This is a genomic window from Massilia arenae, assembly GCF_008014745.1.
Taxonomy (GTDB): domain Bacteria; phylum Pseudomonadota; class Gammaproteobacteria; order Burkholderiales; family Burkholderiaceae_D; genus Telluria; species Telluria arenae.
Genome location: NZ_VPFD01000004.1, coordinates 150,387 through 170,858 on the forward strand (window position 1 = coordinate 150,387; position 20,472 = coordinate 170,858).

15 protein-coding genes and 1 pseudogene are annotated in these 20,472 nt (G+C 63.7%); 12 read left to right on the forward strand and 4 right to left on the reverse strand.

Features of this window, described 5'->3' with window-relative positions:
* Positions 1 to 10 precede the first annotated feature (10 nt).
* The 8 genes and pseudogenes from xdhB (at position 11) to FVD38_RS04830 (ending at position 13,114) form a co-directional block, all read left to right on the forward strand.
* Positions 11 to 2,335 (forward strand): xanthine dehydrogenase molybdopterin binding subunit, encoded by a 2,325-nt coding sequence (xdhB, locus tag FVD38_RS04800; protein WP_147933769.1) that lies wholly within the window; start codon positions 11 to 13, stop codon positions 2,333 to 2,335.
* Positions 2,332 to 3,333, forward strand: a complete 1,002-nt coding sequence (gene xdhC, locus FVD38_RS04805; RefSeq protein ID WP_147933770.1) for a xanthine dehydrogenase accessory protein XdhC — start codon at positions 2,332 to 2,334, stop codon at positions 3,331 to 3,333. The genes xdhB and xdhC overlap by 4 nt, the downstream gene beginning before the upstream one ends.
* Entirely contained in the window at positions 3,333 to 4,637 is a 1,305-nt protein-coding gene (guaD, locus tag FVD38_RS04810) for a guanine deaminase (RefSeq protein ID WP_147933771.1), read from the forward strand. The genes xdhC and guaD overlap by 1 nt, the downstream gene beginning before the upstream one ends.
* A 72-nt stretch (positions 4,638 to 4,709) precedes the next feature.
* Positions 4,710 to 6,203: an amidohydrolase family protein gene (locus tag FVD38_RS04815; protein ID WP_147933772.1), complete on the forward strand. Its 1,494-nt coding sequence runs from the start codon at positions 4,710 to 4,712 to the stop codon at positions 6,201 to 6,203.
* A gap of 511 nt (positions 6,204 to 6,714) precedes the next feature.
* A complete protein-coding gene (locus tag FVD38_RS04820; protein WP_147933773.1) occupies positions 6,715 to 10,134 on the forward strand; it encodes a TonB-dependent receptor in 3,420 nt (1,139 codons plus the stop codon).
* Positions 10,135 to 10,382: 248 nt separating this feature from the next.
* Positions 10,383 to 11,180, forward strand: a pseudogene (locus tag FVD38_RS27305) (metallophosphoesterase); the annotation flags it as partial.
* A gap of 177 nt (positions 11,181 to 11,357) precedes the next feature.
* A complete protein-coding gene (locus FVD38_RS27310) occupies positions 11,358 to 12,035 on the forward strand; it encodes a bifunctional metallophosphatase/5'-nucleotidase (RefSeq protein WP_502572592.1) in 678 nt (225 codons plus the stop codon).
* A gap of 17 nt (positions 12,036 to 12,052) precedes the next feature.
* Positions 12,053 to 13,114 (forward strand): S1/P1 nuclease, encoded by a 1,062-nt coding sequence (locus FVD38_RS04830; protein ID WP_147933775.1) that lies wholly within the window; start codon positions 12,053 to 12,055, stop codon positions 13,112 to 13,114.
* 31 nt (positions 13,115 to 13,145) lie between these two features.
* Here the strand turns inward: FVD38_RS04830 and FVD38_RS04835 are convergent, their stop codons facing one another.
* Together FVD38_RS04835 and FVD38_RS04840 are read right to left on the reverse strand one after the other, a co-directional pair.
* On the reverse strand, positions 13,146 to 13,484 hold the full coding sequence (locus FVD38_RS04835) for a hypothetical protein (protein WP_147933776.1): 339 nt from the start codon (positions 13,482 to 13,484) through the stop codon (positions 13,146 to 13,148).
* Positions 13,485 to 13,636: 152 nt separating this feature from the next.
* Entirely contained in the window at positions 13,637 to 14,080 is a 444-nt protein-coding gene (locus FVD38_RS04840) for a glycoside hydrolase family protein (RefSeq protein WP_187271477.1), read from the reverse strand.
* A gap of 200 nt (positions 14,081 to 14,280) precedes the next feature.
* Between FVD38_RS04840 and FVD38_RS04845 the strand changes: the two genes are divergently transcribed.
* From FVD38_RS04845 to FVD38_RS04860, 4 genes are all read left to right on the forward strand, one after another.
* The gene (locus FVD38_RS04845; protein ID WP_147933778.1) at positions 14,281 to 14,775 is read left to right on the forward strand and encodes an Hcp family type VI secretion system effector; all 495 of its coding nucleotides are present in this window, start codon (positions 14,281 to 14,283) and stop codon (positions 14,773 to 14,775) included.
* 63 nt (positions 14,776 to 14,838) lie between these two features.
* Positions 14,839 to 15,678 (forward strand): MipA/OmpV family protein, encoded by an 840-nt coding sequence (locus tag FVD38_RS04850; protein WP_147933779.1) that lies wholly within the window; start codon positions 14,839 to 14,841, stop codon positions 15,676 to 15,678.
* 44 nt (positions 15,679 to 15,722) lie between these two features.
* Positions 15,723 to 16,349: an IS607 family transposase gene (locus tag FVD38_RS04855; RefSeq protein ID WP_147934024.1), complete on the forward strand. Its 627-nt coding sequence runs from the start codon at positions 15,723 to 15,725 to the stop codon at positions 16,347 to 16,349.
* On the forward strand, positions 16,340 to 17,527 hold the full coding sequence (locus FVD38_RS04860) for an RNA-guided endonuclease InsQ/TnpB family protein (protein ID WP_147933780.1): 1,188 nt from the start codon (positions 16,340 to 16,342) through the stop codon (positions 17,525 to 17,527). Before FVD38_RS04855 ends, FVD38_RS04860 begins: the two co-directional genes overlap by 10 nt.
* A 112-nt stretch (positions 17,528 to 17,639) precedes the next feature.
* Here the strand turns inward: FVD38_RS04860 and FVD38_RS04865 are convergent, their stop codons facing one another.
* Both FVD38_RS04865 and FVD38_RS04870 read right to left on the reverse strand, forming a co-directional pair.
* Entirely contained in the window at positions 17,640 to 19,259 is a 1,620-nt protein-coding gene (locus FVD38_RS04865; protein ID WP_147933781.1) for a methyl-accepting chemotaxis protein, read from the reverse strand.
* Positions 19,260 to 19,504: 245 nt separating this feature from the next.
* The gene (locus FVD38_RS04870) at positions 19,505 to 20,470 is read right to left on the reverse strand and encodes an ABC transporter permease (protein ID WP_123071613.1); all 966 of its coding nucleotides are present in this window, start codon (positions 20,468 to 20,470) and stop codon (positions 19,505 to 19,507) included.
* Positions 20,471 to 20,472: the final 2 nt, after the last annotated feature.

The following is a 20,472-nucleotide window of genomic DNA, read 5'->3' on the forward strand; positions in this document are numbered from 1 at the left end:
GGGATTGATCATGAACGATGCAGGCTTGAACCGCGTGGATGCCTGGGCCGAAGTCGGCCGCGCCCGCAAGCATGAATCCGCCGAGCTGCACGTGCGCGGCCAGGCCACCTATACTGACGACATCGCCGAACTGGCCGGCACCCTGCACGCGGCGCTGGGTCTCTCGGCGCGCGCGCATGCGCGCGTCAAAGGGATCGACCTGGCGCCGGTCCGCGCCAGCCGCGGCGTGGTCGCGGTGCTGACGGCGACCGACATTCCCGGCCTGAACGATTGCGGACCGATCGTCCACGACGATCCGATCCTGGCCGATGGCCTGGTCCAGTACGTGGGCCAGCCGATCTTCATCGTCGTCGCCGACAGCCATGACAACGCGCGCCGTGCGGCGCGCCTGGCCGTGGTCGACTACGACGATTTACCCGCCATTCTCACGCCGCAGGCGGCGCGCGCCGCCGCATCGTACGTGCTGCCGCCGATGCGCCTGGCCCGCGGCGATGCGGCGCAGGCCTTTTCTCGCGCGCCGCACGTCGTCAAGGGCGAGCTGCACGTGGGCGGCCAGGAACAGTTCTACCTCGAAGGGCAGATCGCCTATGCGATCCCCGGCGAAGACCGCGGCATGCACGTGTATTGCTCGACCCAGCACCCGAGCGAGATGCAGCACGTGGTGGCGCATGCGCTGGGCCTGCACTCGCATCACGTGACGGTCGAGTGCCGCCGCATGGGCGGCGGCTTCGGCGGCAAGGAATCGCAGTCGGCGTTGTGGGCAGCGGCGGCATCCATCGCTGCGGTGCGGTCGGGGCGCCCGGTCAAGCTGCGCGCCGACCGTGACGACGACATGCTGGTCACGGGCAAGCGCCACTGCTTCCACTACGAGTATCAGGTCGGCTACGACGACGAGGGCCGCATCCTGGCGGCGAAGGTCGACATGGTCACCCGTGCCGGCTACTCGGCCGACCTGTCTGGCCCCGTCGCCACGCGCGCCGTCTGCCACTTCGACAACGCCTATTACCTGTCCGACGTCGAGATTCGCGCCGCCTGCGGCAAGACCAACACCCAGTCGAACACGGCATTTCGCGGCTTCGGCGGACCGCAGGGCGCGATTGCCATCGAATACGTGCTCGACGAGATCGCGCGCAATCTTGGACGCGATGCGCTTGACGTCCGGCGCCTGAATTTGTATGACAAGACGGAGCGCAACGTCACGCCCTTCGGCCAGGAAATCGTCGACAACGTGCTCCCCGAGCTACTCGCCGAGCTCGAAGCCGACAGCGATTACCGGGCCCGGCGCGCGGCGATCGGCGAGTACAACCGCGCCAGCGCGGTGCTCAAGAAGGGCCTTGCGCTCACGCCGCTCAAGTTCGGCATTGCCTTCAACGTCACCCACCTGAACCAGGCCGGCGCGCTGGTACACGTGTATGTCGACGGTTCCATCCTGGTCAACCATGGCGGCACCGAGATGGGGCAGGGCATCAACACCAAGGTGATGCAGGTGGTGGCGCACGAGCTGGGCGTGGAACTGGGGCGGGTGCGCGCCACCGCCACCAATACGTCCAAGGTCGCCAACACCTCGGCCACGGCGGCGTCCACCGGCGCGGACCTGAACGGCAAGGCGGCCCAGGATGCGGCGCGCAAGATCCGTGCGCGCCTGGCCGATTTCGCGGCGGCGCAATACGGCGGCCTTGCGAGCGAAGTGCGCTTCGCCGCCGGCGCCGTGTTCGTCGCGGGCCTGACGCTGCCGTTCGAGGAACTGGTGGCGAAAGCCTACCTGGCGCGGGTGCAGCTGTGGTCCGACGGTTTCTATGCGACGCCCGGCCTGCATTGGGACGCGAAGACGATGACCGGCCGGCCATTCTCCTACTTCGCCTATGGCGCGGCGGTGTCCGAAGTCGTGATCGACACGCTCACCGGCGAATGGAAACTGCTGCGCGTGGATGCGCTGTACGACGCCGGCCGCTCGCTCAATCCCGCGATCGACATCGGCCAGGTCGAAGGCGCCTTCATCCAGGGCATGGGCTGGCTGACGACGGAAGAACTGTGGTGGAACCCGGCCGGCAAGTTGATGACGCATGCGCCGTCCACCTACAAGATCCCGGCCGTCTCGGATTGTCCCGAAGATTTCCGGGTGCGCCTGTTCGACAACGCCAACGTCGAGGACAGCATCCACCGCTCGAAGGCGGTCGGCGAGCCGCCGCTGCTGCTGCCGTTCTCGGTCTTCTTCGCGATCCGCGACGCCATTTCGAGCGTGGGCGATCACAAAATCAATCCGCCGCTAAATGCGCCGGCGACGTCGGAAGAGATCCTGGATGCGATCGCTTTTGTCGAGGCGGCGCGCGCATGACGAACGACTGGCTGCACCCGCACGCAGGCACGGCCGCCGTCCTGGTCACGGTCGCGGCCGTGAAAGGCTCCGTGCCGCGTGAACCGGGGGCGAAGATGCTGGTGCGGGCCGGGGATTTCGACGGCACCATCGGCGGCGGCCACCTCGAGCATCGCGCCCTGGACATCGCACGTGCGATGTTGCAGCTCGGCGAAGCGCGCCGCTTCGAACGCTTTCCACTTGGCCCAAGCCTGGGCCAGTGCTGCGGCGGCGTGGCCTGGCTCGCATTCGAGCGCATGGAAGTTGAACAGATGGACATCCTGCGCGCGCGCCGCCACCAGGACACGTGGCGCCTGGTCGCCCTCGACGGCGCCAGCGAATGGACGCTGCTCGACGAAGCGGGCCGTCACCTCGCCGGTGCGGTCACGACGCCAGCCCTGGCAGCGCAAGGCGACACGCGCGTGGTGGAAGGCGAGGGCGGTCGCCGCTGGCTGCTCGATGCTATCCTCGCGCCACGCGATCACCTGATGCTGTTCGGCGCCGGCCACGTCGGCGCCGCCATCGTGCGCGCGCTGGCGCCCTTGCCCTGCCGCGTGACCTGGGTCGACGAGCGCGACGACCTGTTCCCGTCCGACATCCCCGCCAATGTGACGGTGGAAGCGACCGACACCCCGGAAGCACTGGTTGAGAAAGCCGCCCCGGGCACCAGCTTCCTGGTCATGACCCATAGTCACGCGCTGGATCTGCGCCTGTGCCACGCAATTTTGTCCCGCTCACGCAGCGATTCCTGCAAGGATTGGTTCGGCCTGATAGGATCGAGTACCAAACGCAGCCAGTTCGAGGCGCGCCTGCGCGAACGCGGCATCGATGCCGCGCGCATCGACGATATGGTGTGCCCGGTCGGCCTGCCCGGCATCGAGGGCAAGGCCCCAGCCGTGATCGCCGCCTCCGTCGCGGCCCAGCTGCTGTCCGTCTGGGAAGCAGCTCACCACCCTGAAGAACAACCGGAACTCTCGTAATGTCCACCGCATCACCCAATCTGCAAGCCTACCGTGCCAGCTTGCTGCACTTTCGCGCCGACCCGGCCTTTGACGACCAGGCCGCGCTGTGGCACGAAGACGGCCTGCTGGTCGTCGAAGATGGCCGCATCAAGGCCGCCGGCGACTACGCCGCGCTGGCGCCGACCCTGCCGCCCGGCCTGGAGCCGGTCGACTACCGCGGCAAGGTGATCGCCCCCGGCTTCATCGACACCCACCTGCATTACCCGCAGACCGACATGATCGCCTCGCCGGCGCCCGGCCTGCTGCCATGGCTGGAGACCTATACCTTCCCGACCGAGCGCCGCTTCGAGGACCCGGCGCATGCGCGCGCGACCGCCGAGTTCTTCCTGGACGAGCTGCTGCGCTGCGGCACCACCACCGCCGTGGTGTACTGCACCGTGCATCCGCAATCGGTCGATGCCTTCTTCGAGGCCAGCGAAGCGCGCAACTTGCGCATGGTGGCCGGCAAGGTGCTGATGGACCGCAACTGCCCGGACTTCCTGCGCGACCTCGAGGGCGACCTGGGCCAGAGCGAAGACCTGATCAATAAATGGCACAAGCGCGGACGCTCGCTGTACGCGATCACGCCGCGCTTCGCCCCGACCTCGACCGACGTCCAGCTGCGCCTGACCGGCGAGCTGGCGGCGCGCCACCCGGACACCTTCATCCAGACCCACGTCTCGGAAAACAAGGACGAGTGCACCTGGGTGAAAGAGTTGTTTCCGCAGGCGCGCAGCTACCTCGACGTCTACGAACGCTTCGGTTTGATGCGTCCACGTGCGCTGTTCGGCCACTGCATCTGGCTCGACGACGAAGACTTCGCGCGCATGGCGGCCACCGGATCGGCCGCCGCCGTGTGCCCGACCTCGAACCTGTTCCTGGGCAGCGGACTGTTCGACTTCGAACGCGCCGACAGCGCGCGCGCGCTGCTCTCGCTGGGCACCGACGTCGGCGCCGGCACTTCGTTCTCGATGCTGCAGACCATGAATGAAGCCTATAAGGTAGCGCGCCTGAAGGGCAGCTATCTGCCGGCGCTGCGCATGTTCTACCTCGCCACCCTGGGCGCCGCGCGCAGCATGCGCCTGGAAGACACGATCGGCAGCTTCCAGCCGGGCCTGGAAGCCGACTTCGTGGTGCTCGACCGCGAGGCAACGCCGCTGCTGGCGCGCAGGACGGGTCACTGCGACTCGCTGGAGGAACTGCTGTTCGCGCTGGCGCTGCTGGGAGACGACCGCACGATCGCCGCGACGTATTCGGGCGGACGCAAGGTGCACCACCGTTGATCTAGCAATATTGCCATTGATGAACGAAGCAGTTAGAGTGGCGCGATTCAATATCCACCCAGAAAGCACACCATGCACAAGACATTGACCGGCAGCGCGCTGCTGGCGCTGGCCGTGGCCGGCGCCCCGGCCTGGGCCAAGGAGCCCGCCGCCAACGCCAATGAAGCGGCCACCGCCCGCCACTACGCGAGCCTGATCGCGGGCGAGCAGCCGAAGCTGTCCGAGCTGACGATGTTCTTCACGCAGATGCCGAAGGGCGGCGACCTGCACCACCATTATTCGGGTTCGGTGTATGCCGAGACCTATACCGAATTCGTCGACAAGCAGGGCTTCTGCATCAACACGCAGACCTACCGCATCGAGACCGACAAGGCCGTGGTGGCGCGTGAACTCGCGCGCCCGGCCGCCCAGCGCACCTGCAAGTCGGGCGCCGAGGTGCGGGCCGACGAAGACACCTGGCGCGAAGTGGCCAAGCGCTGGTCGAACAAGGATTTCCACAATCACACCAATCTGCAGCCGGCGCCCGACCAGCGCTTCTTCCAGACTTTCGGCTACTTCGGCCCGGTGGCCAACGACAACCTGCGCGAAGGCCTGCAAGAGATCAAGCAGCGCGCGATCGCCGAAAACGTCGGCTACATCGAGACGATGTTCCTGCTGTCGCCCTTCATCGCCAACCCGGATTTCGACAGCCAGGCCTGGGCCAAGGTGAGCGACGACAAGGCGCTCGACAATGCGCTGCGTGCGAAACTGGCTGCACTGGATAAGGATGCTGCTTTCAACAAGTCGATCGACGATTTCGTCCAGCAGATCCACGTTGCCTCCGAAGGCATCGATGACGAGCGCTTCACCATGCGCTACCAGAACTACACGCTGCGCCTGTTGAATCCGTCGCAGGTGTTCTCGGCCATGGTGTCGAGCTTCAAGGCGGCAGCCAAGGGCGGGCGCGTCGTCGGACTGAACATCGTGGGCCAGGAAAGCACCCACGTTTCGATGCGCGACTACACCCTGCACATGAAGATGTTCCGCTTCCTGAAGTCGGTCTATCCGGACGTGAAGGTGGCGATGCATGCGGGCGAGCTGGCGCTGGGCGACGTGCCGCCGGAAGGCCTGCAGTTCCACATCGACCAGGCGCTGGCGGTGGCGGGCGCCGACCGCATCGGCCACGGCCTGGACCTGGCGCACGAGGCGAATGCCTTGGGCATCATGAAGACCATGCGCGAGAAGGACATCCCGGTCGAGATCAATCTGACCTCGAATGCCTTCATCAGCGGCGTGTCGACCACGAACCATCCGCTGAACCTGTACCGCAAGTATGGCGTGCCCTACGTGATCTCGACCGACGACACCGGTGTGACCCGCCATACGCTGTCGCATGAATACATGCAGTTCGCCAGCCAGTTCAAGCCGAGCTACGCGGAAGTGAAGAAGGCGTCCTACAACAGCATCCGTTATGCTTTCCTGCCCGTGGCGGAAAAGCAACGACTGACCCGGCAGCTGGACCAACGTTACATGGAATTCGAAGCAAAGATCGCGGCGCTCGGCGCCTCGGCGGTCCGCGGTAAATAAAGTGTGACATCCGCGGCCCGGCGCCCGCCGGGCCGCTACCTTGTCATAATTCCCCAGTGACTCTTTGGTAATAAGTTAATGCAAAATTAACTTATGTCGCCTTCTCGCTACAAAAATCTTCGTTCCCTACGCACTTCCACTGAATTTTTATCAAAAAAATTCCGTGGGAGAACGCCGCACATATAATCCCGCCTTGTCATATTCCGGCCGGCAGCACTCCGATTATGTCGCGTACAGACAACACTTGGGCGGTGATTTATACGCAAAAGCTCTGAATAGCTAAGCCAAATCGAATTTGTCGGCTTGTTCAAAGCTCATGCATATTGGCGGAATTCCGCTGTATCTCATCACTCCGGCGTGTCACTTTGTTGAAACATTGTAACGATACAATCGCAGCCGCTTGCCGGCTGAAGCGCTGCCGCACCAAGCAAAAAATTCAAGCTGTAAATCGTAGGGGAGGGCGTCCGCCCGGGCGTCCAACAATAAATTGAAGTTCTTTTTGGGGTAATCAATGATCACTCAACAACAGATCCGGCTCACCAAGTTGGCGCTGGCTTTGTCGGTTGCGTTGGCGGCTGCGCCGTCGTTCGCACAGAACACCACTTCGGCCATCGGCGGCCGTATTTCGAACGCTGCCGGCGCACCAGCTGCCGGCGCACAAGTGCAGATCCTGCACGTCGAGTCGGGTTCTGTCAGCAATGTCGTCACCGACACCGAAGGCCGCTACACCGCGCGCGGCCTGCGCGTGGGTGGTCCTTACACCATTACCATCACCAAGGATGGCGTCACCGAGACGCGCAATGACGTCTTCGTCGAGCTGGCGCAGACCGCGACCGTCGACGCGACCGTCGGCATCCAGACCGTGACCGTGGCCGGCTCGGCCGTTCGCTCGGAGATCTTCTCGAGCAACAACATGGGCGCGGGCACCTCGATCAGCAATACCCAGCTGCAGACCCAGGCGTCGATCAACCGCAACCTGCAGGACTACGCCCGCGCCGACCCGCGCGTGTCGCAGACCGACAAGGACCGCGGCGAAATCTCGGTCGCCGGCCAGAACTCGCGCTACAACTCGATGACCATCGACGGCGTCGCCATCAACGACACCTTCGGCCTTGAGTCGAACGGCAGCCCGACCGCACGCCAGCCGATCTCGATCGAAGCGATCCAGTCGGTGCAGGTCAACGTCGCCAACTACGACGTGACCCAGAAGGGCTACACCGGCGCCAACATCAACGCCGTGACCAAGTCGGGTACCAATACCTACAAGGGCGGTGTCTACTACGTGTTCCGCAACGACACCATGGCCGGCGACCGCTACGACGTGGTCACCGACAAATACAGCGACGCGCCGAAGTCGAAGGAAACCACCAAGGGTATCTGGGCATCGGGTCCGCTGATCCAGGACAAGCTGTTCATCTTCGCCCTGGCCGAAAACTTCGAGAGCTCGCGTTCGAGCCCTGACTTCGGACCGATCGGTTCCGGCGCCGGCACCACAGTCGGCATCACCCAGTCGTCCATCGCTGGCGCGCAGCAGATCGCCCAGGGCTATGGCCTCGACATCGGCACCCCGGCCGTCCCGACCGGCGCCATGCTGACCTCGAAAGAGCGCATGGTGAAGTTCGACTGGAACATCACCGACGACCACCGCGCCAACCTGCGCTACGCCAAGACCACTCAGGGCGAGCCGTTCTTCCCGGGCTTCTCGAACACCGGCGTCGGCCTGTCGTCGAGCTTCTACAACCAGGGCAAGGAAATCGAGACTGTCGTCGCCCAGGTGTTCTCGGACTGGACCCCGAACTTCTCGACCGAGTTCAAGTACTCGACCCGCGACTACGATTCGGCCCCGGTCAACGCAACCCGTACGCCATCGATGGCCCTGCAGTTCTCCGGCGCGCTGCCGGCCGACGCACCGGCCGGCCTGGCCAGCGGCAACCGCTTCCTGAACTTCGGTACCGAGCGTAGCCGTCACAACAACGTGCTGGGCAACAAGACCACCGACCTGTACGCCGGCGCCAACTGGATCAAGGGCGATCACGAGATCAAGTTCGGTGTCGACCACACCAAGACCGAGATCTACAACGCCTTCCTGCAAGGCGTGTTCGGCGAATACACCTTCGCCTGCCTGGATTCGGCCGACGCGAACTTCTACAGCTTCGGCGCGCTGCCGAGCTGCGCCCGCGCCACCAACGCGCAGGTCGAAGCCGCCGTGCTCGAGAACTTCCGTCGTGGCCGTCCGCTGAGCTACAGCGTGCAGCGCGCCCTGCCGGGCGCATCGATCGAAGACGCGATCGCCCAGTTCGAGACCAAGAACACCGGTCTGTTCCTGCAGGACACCTGGGCCGTCAACGACCAGCTGACCCTGACCTACGGCGTACGTTACGACCGTAACGACATCGGCAACCGTCCGCTGTACAACGCCGCAGCGGCCCAGCCTATGGTCGCAGGCAACCCTGCAACCGGCGCGCGCCAGTCGGGCGGCTTCGGTCTGGACAATACCCGGACCATCGACGGCACCGACCTGATCCAGCCGCGTTTCGGCTTCAACTACCGCTTCGACAAGTCGCCGCGTCCTACCCAGCTGCGCGGCGGTTTTGGCCTGTTCCAGGGCGCTGCTGCTGCCGTCTGGATGTCGAACCCGTTCTCGAATCCGGGCGTCGCCGCCGCGACCATCAGCTGCTCGGGCGTCGGCGCAACCCGTTGCCCGACCACCGGTGGCCTGATCAGCACGGATCCGGACAACCAGCCGAACGTGTCGGGCGCCGTGCCTGCCGCGAACGTCGACTTCCTGGATCCGGGCTTCCGCCAGCCGGCGATCTGGAAGACCAACCTGGCCTTCGATACCGAACTGCCATGGGGCGGTCTCGTGTTCGGTGGTGAGCTGCTGTACACCAAGAACAAGCACGCCATCTATTACGAGCACCTGAACCTGGGTGCACCGACCGCGATCGGCGCCGCCGATGGCCGTCAGCTGTTCTGGAACGCAGCCGGCCTGGCAGCTACCAGCTACGGTGTGTCGAACAATGCAGCGACCCTGATCAGCAACAGTGGCGCAACCAACCGCGCACTGAGTAACCGCAGCTACAACAACGTGCTGGTGGCGCGCGATACCGACAAGGGCGACGCGAAAGTGATCACCATGTCGCTGTCGCAGCCAATGCAGAAGGGCCTCGGCTGGTCGGTGTCGTACACCTACACCGATGCGACCGAAGTCTCGCCGCTGACCTCGTCGGTGTCGAACTCGAACTTCAACGGCCGTTCGGTGTTCAATCCGAACGAAGAAGTCGCCGCGAACTCGAGCTACGCCATCAAGAACCGTGTGAACGCGTTGCTGAACTTCCAGAAGAAGTTCTTCGACAACTACAACACCCGTTTCGGCGTGTTCTACGAAGGTCGTGAAGGCCGTCCATACAGCTGGACGTTCAACAACGACATGAACGGCGACAACCTGGCCGGTAACGACCTGATGTACATCCCGACCGCGTTCGGTTCCGGCGAAGTCGTGTTCCACGGCGACACCGCAGCCAACCGTTCGAACGAGCAGCGCTTCTGGGACGTCGTCAACGCCAACAAGGGCCTGCATGGCGCCGCCGGTGGTGTCGTGAAGCGTAACAACAGCACCTCGGAATGGGTCAACACCTTCGACCTGCGCATCAGCCAGGAAATTCCAGGTCTGTTCAAGCGCAACAAGGCGACCTTCACGCTCGACTTCATGAACTTCGGCAATCTGCTGAACAAGAAGTGGGGCCGTACCGAAGAAGTCGCGTTCCAGTCGGCCGGTGGCCAGGCGCGTAGCTTCGTCGACTTCGCCGGTACCGATGCACAAGGCCGTTACATCTACGTCGTGCGTAACGACGTCGAGCGTCAAGACCTGAAGCAGTCGAAGGGCGAGTCGCAGTGGGCAATCCAGGCAACCCTCAAGTACGAATTCTAAGTATCGGGAATTCGTAGCGTGAGCTAGTCAAGAACGGCCGGTGGAAACACCGGCCGTTTTTCTTTAAAAAATGCGTAGCCCAGCAGCCGTAAGGATTTCCTGCACACAAGCCGCGTGGGATAATGTTGGCTGTCGAGCTAGCTCGAACTCCGTTTTTCCGGACCCGCCGTTCGCGCCGGTCCGCATCCAGTAAAGGTGTTCCCATGATCGTTTCGCGCCGCGCATGCGCCAGTCTTTCCACCCTCACCATGGCGCTGCTGCTGGCCGGCTGCGTCAGCGCGCCCCAGGGCCCGGTGACCCTCAATCTCGTGTCGCTGAACGACTTCCACGGCAACCTCGAGCCGAGCCGCTACGTCCTCAAGCATGCGGATGGCAAGGAAGAAGTCATGCGCGCCGGCGGCGCCGAGGCGGTGGCGGCGGCCCTGCAGGCTTGGCGCAAGGACGACAAGGACTTGCTGCTGGTCTCGACCGGCGACATCGTCGGCGCCAGCCCGGCGCTGTCCTCGCTGTGGGCCGACGAGCCGACCATCGAAGTGATGAATATGCTGAACCTGCGCGCCAGCGCGGTCGGCAACCATGAATTCGACGGCGGCCGCAAGGAACTGCTGCGCCAGCAGAACGGCGGCTGCGATTCGCCGCATCCAACCAAGGCGTGCAAGTTCACCCCGAACTTCGGCGGCGCCAAATTCACCTACCTCGGCGCCAACGTGATCGACTCGGCCACCGGCAAGCCGGTCATCCCGGGCTTCAGGATCGAAGACGTCAAAGGCATCAAGGTCGGCCTGGTCGGCGTGGTGCTGAAGGACACGCCGAACATGGTGGTGGCGTCGGGCATCGCCGGCCTGCGCTTCGGTGACGAGGCCGAGGCGATCAATGCCGCGCTGCCGGCCATGCGCGCCGCCGGCGCCCAGGTCATCGTGGCGCTGGTGCACCAGGGCGGCCGCACGGTGGAGTCGCCGCTGCAGGCCGGCTGCTCGCAGCTCAAGGGCGACATCGTCGACGTGGTCAAGAAGATCGACCCGTCGGTCAAGCTGGTGCTGACCGGCCACTCGCACCAGGGCTACCTGTGCGACGTCGATGGCCGCACCGTGACCCAGGCCGACACCGCCGGCCACCTGCTCACCCGCGTGTCGATGCAGGTCGAGCCGAAGACGGGCGCGGTCAGCAACCTGGTCGTCAAGAACGTGGTGATGAAGCCGGGCGAGTATCCGGCGGACGCGAAGATGACGGCTTTCGTGGCGCAGGTGAAGGAGCGCAGCAAGGAAGCGCTGAATCGTCCGATCGCCAAGGTGGCCGGTGCGCCGGTGCTGCGCAAGACCAATGACTCCGGCGAGTCGGTGCTGGGCAATATGATCGCCGATGCGGCGCTCGATTCGGTCCGTGACATGGGCGCGCAACTGGCCTTCATGAACAATGGCGGCATCCGCCGCGACCTCGAGGCCGGCCCTGACGGTATGGTGGCCTTCGGCCAGGTCCAAGTGGTGCTCCCGTTCGGTAATACGACGGTCGTGATGGACCTGACCGGCGCCCAGATCCGCGCCCTGCTGGAACGCCAGTGGGCTGACGGCGTCGATTCGAATTCGTCGGTGCTGCAGATTTCCGAAGGCTTCAGCTATGCCTGGGACCCGAAGCGTCCTGCGGGCAGCCGCCTGGTGCCGGGCAGCCTCAAGCTGAACGGCAAACAGATGCAGGACGGCGCCACCTACCGCATTGCCACCAATAACTTCCTGGCTGAAGGCAGCGACGGTTATCCGGAGTTCGGCAAGGGCACGGCACGCGTCGACACCGGCTTGCGCGACCTCGATGGTTTCATCGCTTACCTGAAGAAGATCGAAGGGCAGGGCGCCGCAGTGGCCCCCGGGGTTGCCAACTCGACGCCGCGTATCGTCAAGGTCAACTGAATCAACAAGGAATCACCATGAAAAAACTCGTATGCGTGCTGGCGCTCACCGGCGTCTTCGCATCGGTGGCCGCGCCTGACGCCGCCGCCTGGGGCCGCGACGGCCACCGCGCCATCGGCGCCATCGCCGACCGGCTGCTCAAGGGCAGCAACGCGCAAAAGGAAATCGCGCAGCTCCTGTTGCCGGGCGAATCGCTGGCGTCGATGGCCAACTGGGCCGACTGCGTCAAGGGCACTTTCTGCGGCCCGCAAACGCCCGAGATGGTCGAGTACGTGGCCGGCAATCCGCGCCACAGCGAATACCACTACACCAATGTGCCGTTCCAGCTGGACCACTACCATGCGCATGGCGTGGGCACGAGCGACGTCGACATCGTGCAGACGCTGGAGCAGTGCATCGCTGTCTTGCAAGGCAAGACCGACCCCGCCCTGAACCCGCACAGGTTCACCAAGCGCCAGGCCCTGATCCTGCTGGCCCACTTCGCCGGCGACATCCACCAGCCGCTGCACGTGGGTTCGGCCTTCGTTTCCAAGGATGGCAAGTTCGTGGTGCCGAAAGACCGCGCCGAGATCGACGAGACCCTGGTCTTCGATTCGCGCGGCGGCAACAACCTGCTGCTGGATAACGAGCGCCTGTCGGCCCTGTCGGCCGGCGTGATTCCGGCCGGCGAGCCGGTTGTGGTCAAGGAAGGCGTGCCGGCGGCGCTGACCAAGCCGTTCCACTCCTACTGGGACACTACCACGGTCGATTACGCCTTCCGCCGCATCAAGACCCGCACGCCGGAGCAGTTCGCCGACGTGGCGGTCGCCAGCCAGCCGCAGCTGAAAAAAGCGCAGGGCGACGTGTCGACCTGGCCGGTGCAGTGGGTCGAGGATGGCCTGGTCTCGGCGAAGCTGGCCTACAAGGACGTGGTGCCGGGCAAGCTGACCCCGCAGACCAGCAAGAAGGGCGAGACCTATTACACCTTCGCGCTGGAAGTGCCGCAGAACTATCCGGTGCCGAGCTCCGAGATCGCCAAGACCCAGCTGATCAAGGGTGGCTACAACCTGGCGGCGATGCTACAGGCGATCTGGCCGTAACAGCTGCATGCGCGCATGGGCGGTGTAAAGCCTAGCGCGTCGCCTGGCCGCGCAGGCCAGGCGCTTGTTTCACCGCGTCGAAGAACACGCCCTTCCAGAGGACTACGATATGATCGTGACCCTTGACCAGCGCTTCGGTGCAGGACAGGTCGATGACCGTCACGGTCAAGGGCAAGCCCAGCTTCCACGATGAGGCGTGCGCTTCTTCGCGCAGGTAGCGCACCGCGTCTTCATAGTGGCGCGTGAACTCGGGCTCGTCGCAAGCTTCGCCATCCATCGACACTCTGCCCGGCTCGACCACAAAAAGCTTACCGATCAGGCGGGCGGCCTGCCTGTCATCCAGCGCAGTGACGTTCGATGCATCGAGCATTTTAGTAATGCGCCATTGTCCGAGGATGTCATCGTTTGGTTGGATGGGCCGGGCTGCGATTGCAGGGACGAGTGCGGTTGCAACGAGTACGAGTGTTGCTGCAGGCCTCAGGCAGGCGAGGATGCGTGAGCGACTCATGCGGGATCCTTGTTCTATCGGGATGGAGCCAGGAATGGCTCTGCTTCTTCGGCACGGCGTGAGACCAGGCCGCGTGCGACGACCAGCCTGCCATTGATCGTGGTCTTGGTCATTTTTCTGATGTTGATGGCTGCCCCTGTCATATCGCCTTTTTCGACGAGCTTCCAGGTGCCCCTGCTGCCGCGCGCGCCGGCGTTGTAGGCCAGGCTGACCACGGCATCGAACTGCGCCTGGTTGAGCGACTGCTTGCGTACGCCGTTGCGCACTTCGCGTTCGGACCGCGCGACCCGGCGCGCGAACTCGGCATCCATCTCGGCCTGGCCGACGGGGCGCCCAAGTTCTTCCCTGGTACACGGCCCCCTGTGGGCAAGAATGCCCGGACCCCAGGTGCAATGGCCTACCCCTGGTCGGCCGCCGTCATCATAGTAGCGATAGACGTCCACTTCTCGCTTACGCATGCGGGCACGCGCGCCAGCGCTCATGCCGAGATGGTCGTTGGCGCCTGCCGTGCCTTGTCCTGTGTTTCCGTTCCACATGATCGCCCCTGCCAGTCCGGAGACCCTCAATCTACCGGCTGGTCGTTCGAGTACGGTTGAGTGCACTCAACCGATGGGCACTGGGACCGCTGAATAATGAGCGCTCAAACGAGGAGATTGACATGGCAATCGACGTGTATCTGCAAATCGACGGCATCAAGGGCGAGTCGCAAGACGACAAGCACAAGGACTGGATCGAGTGCGTTTCCGTGAACTGGGGGATCCGCCAGCCCCGTAGCGCAACCGCGTCGACCGGCGGCGGGCACACGGCTGAACGCGCCGAACTGCGCGAGATCGCTTTCAGCAAGCTTGCTGATCTGTCGAGTCCCATCCTCATGCAATATTGCGCGATGGGGAAAACCATCCCCAAGGCAAAGCTCGAATTCATGCGCGCCGATGGCAGCGGCAATCCGATTCGCTACTTCGAAATCGAACTCGAGAATGTGCTGATCGGTGCCGTCGAGCCCAGCATCGAGCCGGGCACGATCCTGGATGAGCACGTCAGCTTGAAATATTCCAAGATCAAGTGGCGCTACACGCAGCAGAAAATCGGTGGTGGCGGTGGCGGCAGCACGGTCGGTGGCTGGGACCTGGCTGCCAACCGCGTCACGGCATAATCGCGCGTCTCTGGGCCGGTGTCAGCTAGAATCCGGTCAATCCCGACCAGATTCCGAGGCCCCATGCATCCCACCTTCAACGCCGTGATCGCGGCCGCGTGCCTGATTCCCTCCTTCCATGCCAACGCCCAGTCACCCGAGCCGGCCGGCTTGCCGCTTTGGGAATTCGGCGTGGGCGCCTTCGGCCTCACCGCGCCGGCCTATCCCGGCTCCGACGATCGCAACAACCGCGTCCTGCCATTGCCCTACCTGCTGTATCGCGGCGAGATCCTGCGCGCCGACCAGTCGGGCATCGGGGCGCGCCTGTTCCGTTCCGACCGGCTCGAATTCGACGTCGGCCTGGCGGGCGCCTTGCCATCCGATTCGGACGACGTCGAGATCCGTGCCGGCATGCCCGACCTGGGCGCCCTGTTCGAATTCGGCCCGCGCCTGAAGATCCGGGTGGCCGATTTTGACGATCGCAGCCGCCTGCGCGCAGAACTGCCGCTGCGCGCCGTGATCGAGGCGAGGGGAGGATTGCGGCGCCAGGGCTGGACCTTCGAGCCCAAGCTGGCGTATGAGACGCGCGGCGAGCGCGGCTTGTGGAGCGTCGAGGGCAATGTCTCGGTCGTATTCGGCGACAAGCGCATCAACCGCTACTTCTACGAGGTGCAGCCTCAGTATGCTAATGCGTCGCGCGCCGCGTATGGCGCTGACGCCGGCCTGATGCTCACCCGCGTCGGCCTGTTCGCCACGCGCCAGCTCAATCCCGACCTACGCCTGTTCGGCTTCGTACGCTTCGAATCGTATGCGGGCAGCGCCAATCGCGACAGCCCGCTGCACCTCAAGAACACCGGTACCTCGGCCGGCATCGGCTTCGCCTGGACCCTGGCGCGTTCCAGCCGCCGCGCGGCGGGTTATTAACAGTTAGATGAGAACTTGTTTGAATTTATGCAGTCTTATGCATGATGAACAAGTTCGTTTCCATCAGCACGGCTGCACAAGCCTTGGGCGTCTCGACCAGTACCTTGCGTCGCTGGGAGGCCAGCGGTCGGCTCACTCCTGTGCGAACAGAAGGAGGTCAGCGCCGGTACGACTTGACCGCTTTGCGACCTGACGCTCGCAGCAGTGCTCAGGCGGTGCGCAAGACTGTTGCCTATGCTCGGGTGTCCAGTCATGATCAGAAGGCGGACCTGGAGCGGCAAAAGCGGGTACTTGAATTGTACTGCGCGAGTCATGGATGGGCGTTCGATATGATTGCCGACCTTGGGTCGGGCATGAACTATCGCAAGAAGGGCTTGAAACGTTTGCTCGACGGGATTGTCGAAGATGAGGTGGGACGCCTGGTATTGACGCATAAGGATCGACTGCTGCGTTTTGGCGCGGAGCTGATATTCGCCCTATGCCAGACAAGACAGGTCGAAGTGGTCATCATCAACCAGGGCGAGGACACCAATTTCGAAGGAGAGCTAGCCAGCGATGTGCTCGAGATCATCACCGTCTTTTCGACCCGTCTCTATGGAAGCCGCAGTCACCGCAACCAGAAGCTGATCGATGACGTGCGCGCAGCAGTCAAGGAGTCACAATGTACCTAGCCCATCGCATCCGACTCGATCCGAACAATGTCCAGGCGACGTATCTGGCGCGTGCGGCCGGCACTGCACGTTTCGCCTATAACTGGGCTTTGATCGAATGGAAGCGGCAGTACGAGGCAAGCAAGGTCGACCCGGAGGTGGAGAAGCCAAATGAGGCGGCATTGCGGCGCCAGCTCAACGCAATCAAGCGCAAGCAATTCCCCTGGATGCTAGAAGTGACCAAGAACGCACCGCAGATGACGATCATGCAGTTGGGGCGAGCATTCGAGAATTTCTTCAAAGGGCGTGCCCGCTATCCCACCTTTCGCCGCAAGGGCCGTGACGATCGATTTACATTAAGCAATGACCAGTTCCGTGTCGAGGAAAAGCGCATCCGCATTCCTATACTGGGATGGGTCCGCATGCACGAATCCCTGCGTTTCTTCGGGCGCATCGTCTCGGCCTCGATCAGCCGGATTGCAGATCACTGGTACGCGAGTATCACCGTTGACATCAAGGATCAACTTCAACCGCCAGCCGAAACCCAAGGCGCGGTGGGAGTCGACTTCGGTGTCTCGCTGGCCACACTGTCGACCGGTGAAGTGTTTACAGGCCAGAAGGCGTTGAGCACACTACTCGCCCGTGTACAGCGCCTGTCGCGCGAGGTTTCGCGCAAAGTCAAAGGATCGCGCAATCGTGCAAAGGCGAAAGCCAGGCTTGCCCGGCTATACGCCAAGATCGCCGATCTGAGGCGCAATGGCCTGCATCAGTTGAGCACCTATATCACCCGCCATTTCCACACCATCGGTATCGAAGACCTGAACGTAAAGGGCATGCTCGGAAATCGATGTCTGGCGCGGGCGATCGCCGACATGGGATTTGGTGAGCTGCGGCGCCAGCTGCAATACAAGGCGGCGCGGCGCGGCGGTCAGGTCGTCGTGGTGGATCGCTGGTACCCGAGCAGCAAGACATGCTCGTGCTGTGGCTACCGGATGGAGGTGCTCCCACTGACGGTGCGCCATTGGCGTTGTTCTGGCTGTGGCGCACTGCACGACCGGGACGTCAACGCTGCAATCAACCTGAAAAACATGGCGGTGAGTTCCACCGCATCGGCCTGTGGAGGGGCAGGCGCTGGCCTCGCGCGTCAAGTGCGAGGTGAAACCGGCCCCTGTGAAGCAGGAATTCAACAGCAAAGTTAACTATGGACGGCTTCGCGTAAGTTTGAAGGAACGGTTACGAGCCGGTCGATCCGGTCACGCCATAAAAAACGCCGGGACCAGCCCGGCGTCAAGAGGAGACAACTTGTTCGCGTCAGGCTGCCTGGCGCATCGTCAGTGCGGGACGGCCGGCATTCTTGAGCGAGGGACGGCTTGCCGCCGAGCTCTCTTCGAAACGGAAGGTCGACACCAGCTGCGACAGCAATTGCGCCTGTTCGCGCATCGAGGTCGAGGCGGCGGCCGCCTCTTCCACCAGCGCCGCGTTCTGCTGCGTCACCTGGTCCATCTGGGCGATCGCCTGGTTCACCTGCTCGATACCGGCCGACTGCTCCTGGCTGGCCATGGCGATGCCCGACATGATCGCCGTGACACGGCCGATGCTGTCCACGATTTCCTGCATGGTGCTGCCGGCGTCCGACACCAGGCGGCTGCCTTCTTCGACCTTGGCGCTCGAGTCGCCGATCAGGGTCTTGATTTCCTTGGCCGCCGCTGCCGAGCGCTGGGCCAGGTTGCGCACTTCGCTCGCCACGACCGCGAAGCCGCGGCCCTGCTCACCGGCGCGCGCCGCTTCCACGGCCGCGTTCAGCGCCAGGATATTGGTCTGGAAGGCGATGCCGTCGATGACCCCGATGATGTCCGAGATTTTCTTCGACGAATCGGTGATCGCATCCATGGTCTGCACCACGCGGCCGACGGTCTCGCCGCCGCGACCCGCCACTTGCGAGGCGGTCTGCGCCAGCGCATTGGCTTCGCGCGCATTGTCGGCGTTCTGCTTCACGGTCGAGGTCAGTTCTTCCATCGACGACGCGGTCTCTTCCAGCGCGCCGGCCTGCTGCTCGGTGCGCGACGACAGTTCGAGGTTGCCGGCCGAGATCTGGTCGGCTGCTTCGACGATGGTCTCGGTGCCGCTGCGCACCTGGCCGACGATGCCCACCAGGTTGTCGTTCATGTCCTTCAGGGCGCCCATCAGCGCGCCGGTTTCATTGCGGCCCCTGGCCACGATGCGGCTGCTCAGGTCACCGGTGGCGACGGTTTGGGCGACGGCCACGGCTTCTTCCAGCGGCGCGGTGATGCGGCGGCCGATCCACCAGGCGAACACGCCGCCGGCCACCAGGGCGATCGCGGCCAGGGTCAGTTGCAGGTTCAGGCTGGTCTTGAAGCCGTCGTCGATCATCTGGGCATCGGCTTCGACCACGTTCTGCTGGAACTGGACGATTGCACGCAGGCTCTCGATATAGGCTTTCACGCGCGGAAGCATGTCGGTCGCCAGGAACTGGCGCACCGCCTCGTCGTCGCCCGCAGCCTTTTTCTCCAGCACGCTCTTGCGCGCTGCGCGATAACCTTCGCGTTGCTCGTCGACCTTGTCGAACAGCGCCATTGCTGCTGCGTCATCCTTCAGGCTTTCGATCAAGCCCTTGTGCAGCACGTCCGAGCGCTTGGACGACGAGGCGATATCGTCCAGGAAGTATTTCTCATCCGCCGGATCGGCCATCTTGATGGCGGCAATCGTGCGCGCGGCATTGGTCTCGATGATCGCCTGCCATTCCTGCAGCATCGCCAGACGCTCCATACTCTGGTTGGTCAGTTTGTCGGTCAAGTCTTCAGCCTTCTTGGTCTGGACCATGCCGATGCCGACCAGGATTAACATTGCCGCCAGCAGGGTAGCGAAGCCGCCCAGCAGAAGGCTGCGCAGCTTGATATTCTCGATTGCCATAAGTTCCCTTTACAGAAAATTTGCATGACAACGACGAATGTCGGTGCGTTGCCATACGGAAAGTCGGTATTTTCTCAGACTTGGGGCGTGTTGCCGAACAAGATTGCATTTTGTATGCCAAATTTGTATCGATATGTGGTCATCCATCGACGTTTGGCAGAAATCTACGTGGTTTTACGTAGTCGGGAGGAGGGAACTGCAGGGAGGAGAACCTGCCCGCGAGCGCGGGCAGGTGAAGGTATAGCTTAACGCGACTTGACGAAAGGCTTGCCCAGCGCCTTCGGCGCTACCGACTTGGCCATCAGGCCGGCCAGCACCACCACGGTGACGATATACGGGATCATCTGGATCAGCGAACCCGGGATGCGGCCCACGACCGGCAGGTCGACGCCTTCGATCTGGATTTGCACGGCCGAGAAGAAGCCGAACATCATGCAACCCAGCACCGTGTACAGCGGACGCCAGTTGCCGAACACCAGGGCGGTCAGCGCCAGGTAGCCGGCGCCGGCCGACATGTCGCGCAAGAAGAAGCCGCTCTGGACGATCGACAGGTAGGCGCCCGAGAACGAGCACAGCACGCCGGCGATGATCATCGCCATATAGCGGGTGCGCTGGACCGGGATGCCGGCGGCGTCGGCCGCGTGCGGGTTTTCTCCGCAGGCGCGCAGGCGCAGGCCGAAGCGGCTGTGGAACAGCACCCAGTGCACGATCGGTAGCAGCGCGAAGGCGAAGTACACCAGCGGCGAATGGCCGCCGATCAGGCGCGTCCAGACCCAGCCCAGACCGGGAATGTCGGCCACCAGTTCGGAACCGGGCAGCACCACGGTCGACAGGCGCGCCTCGCCCAGGTCCGGCGTGCGGCCGCCCTGCTGGAAGAAGTACTGGGCCACGACAAAAGTAAGGCCGCTCATCGCGATATTGATGGCGATGCCCGCCACCAGCTGGTTGCCCTTCTGGGTGATCGAGACGAAGGCCTGGATCAGGGCCAGGGCGCAGGAGGCGAGGATGCCGGCGGCGATGCCGATCCACGGGTCCTGGTAGGTGTAGGCGACGCCGGCCGAGACGAAGGCCGAGGCCAGGATCTTGCCCTCGAGGCCGATATCGACCACGCCGCTGCGCTCGGCGAACAGGCCGGCCATGGCCGCGAAGATCAGCACCGGCGCATTGCGGATGGTGGAGACGACGATGCTGGCGAACTGGAAGTCTTCCATGG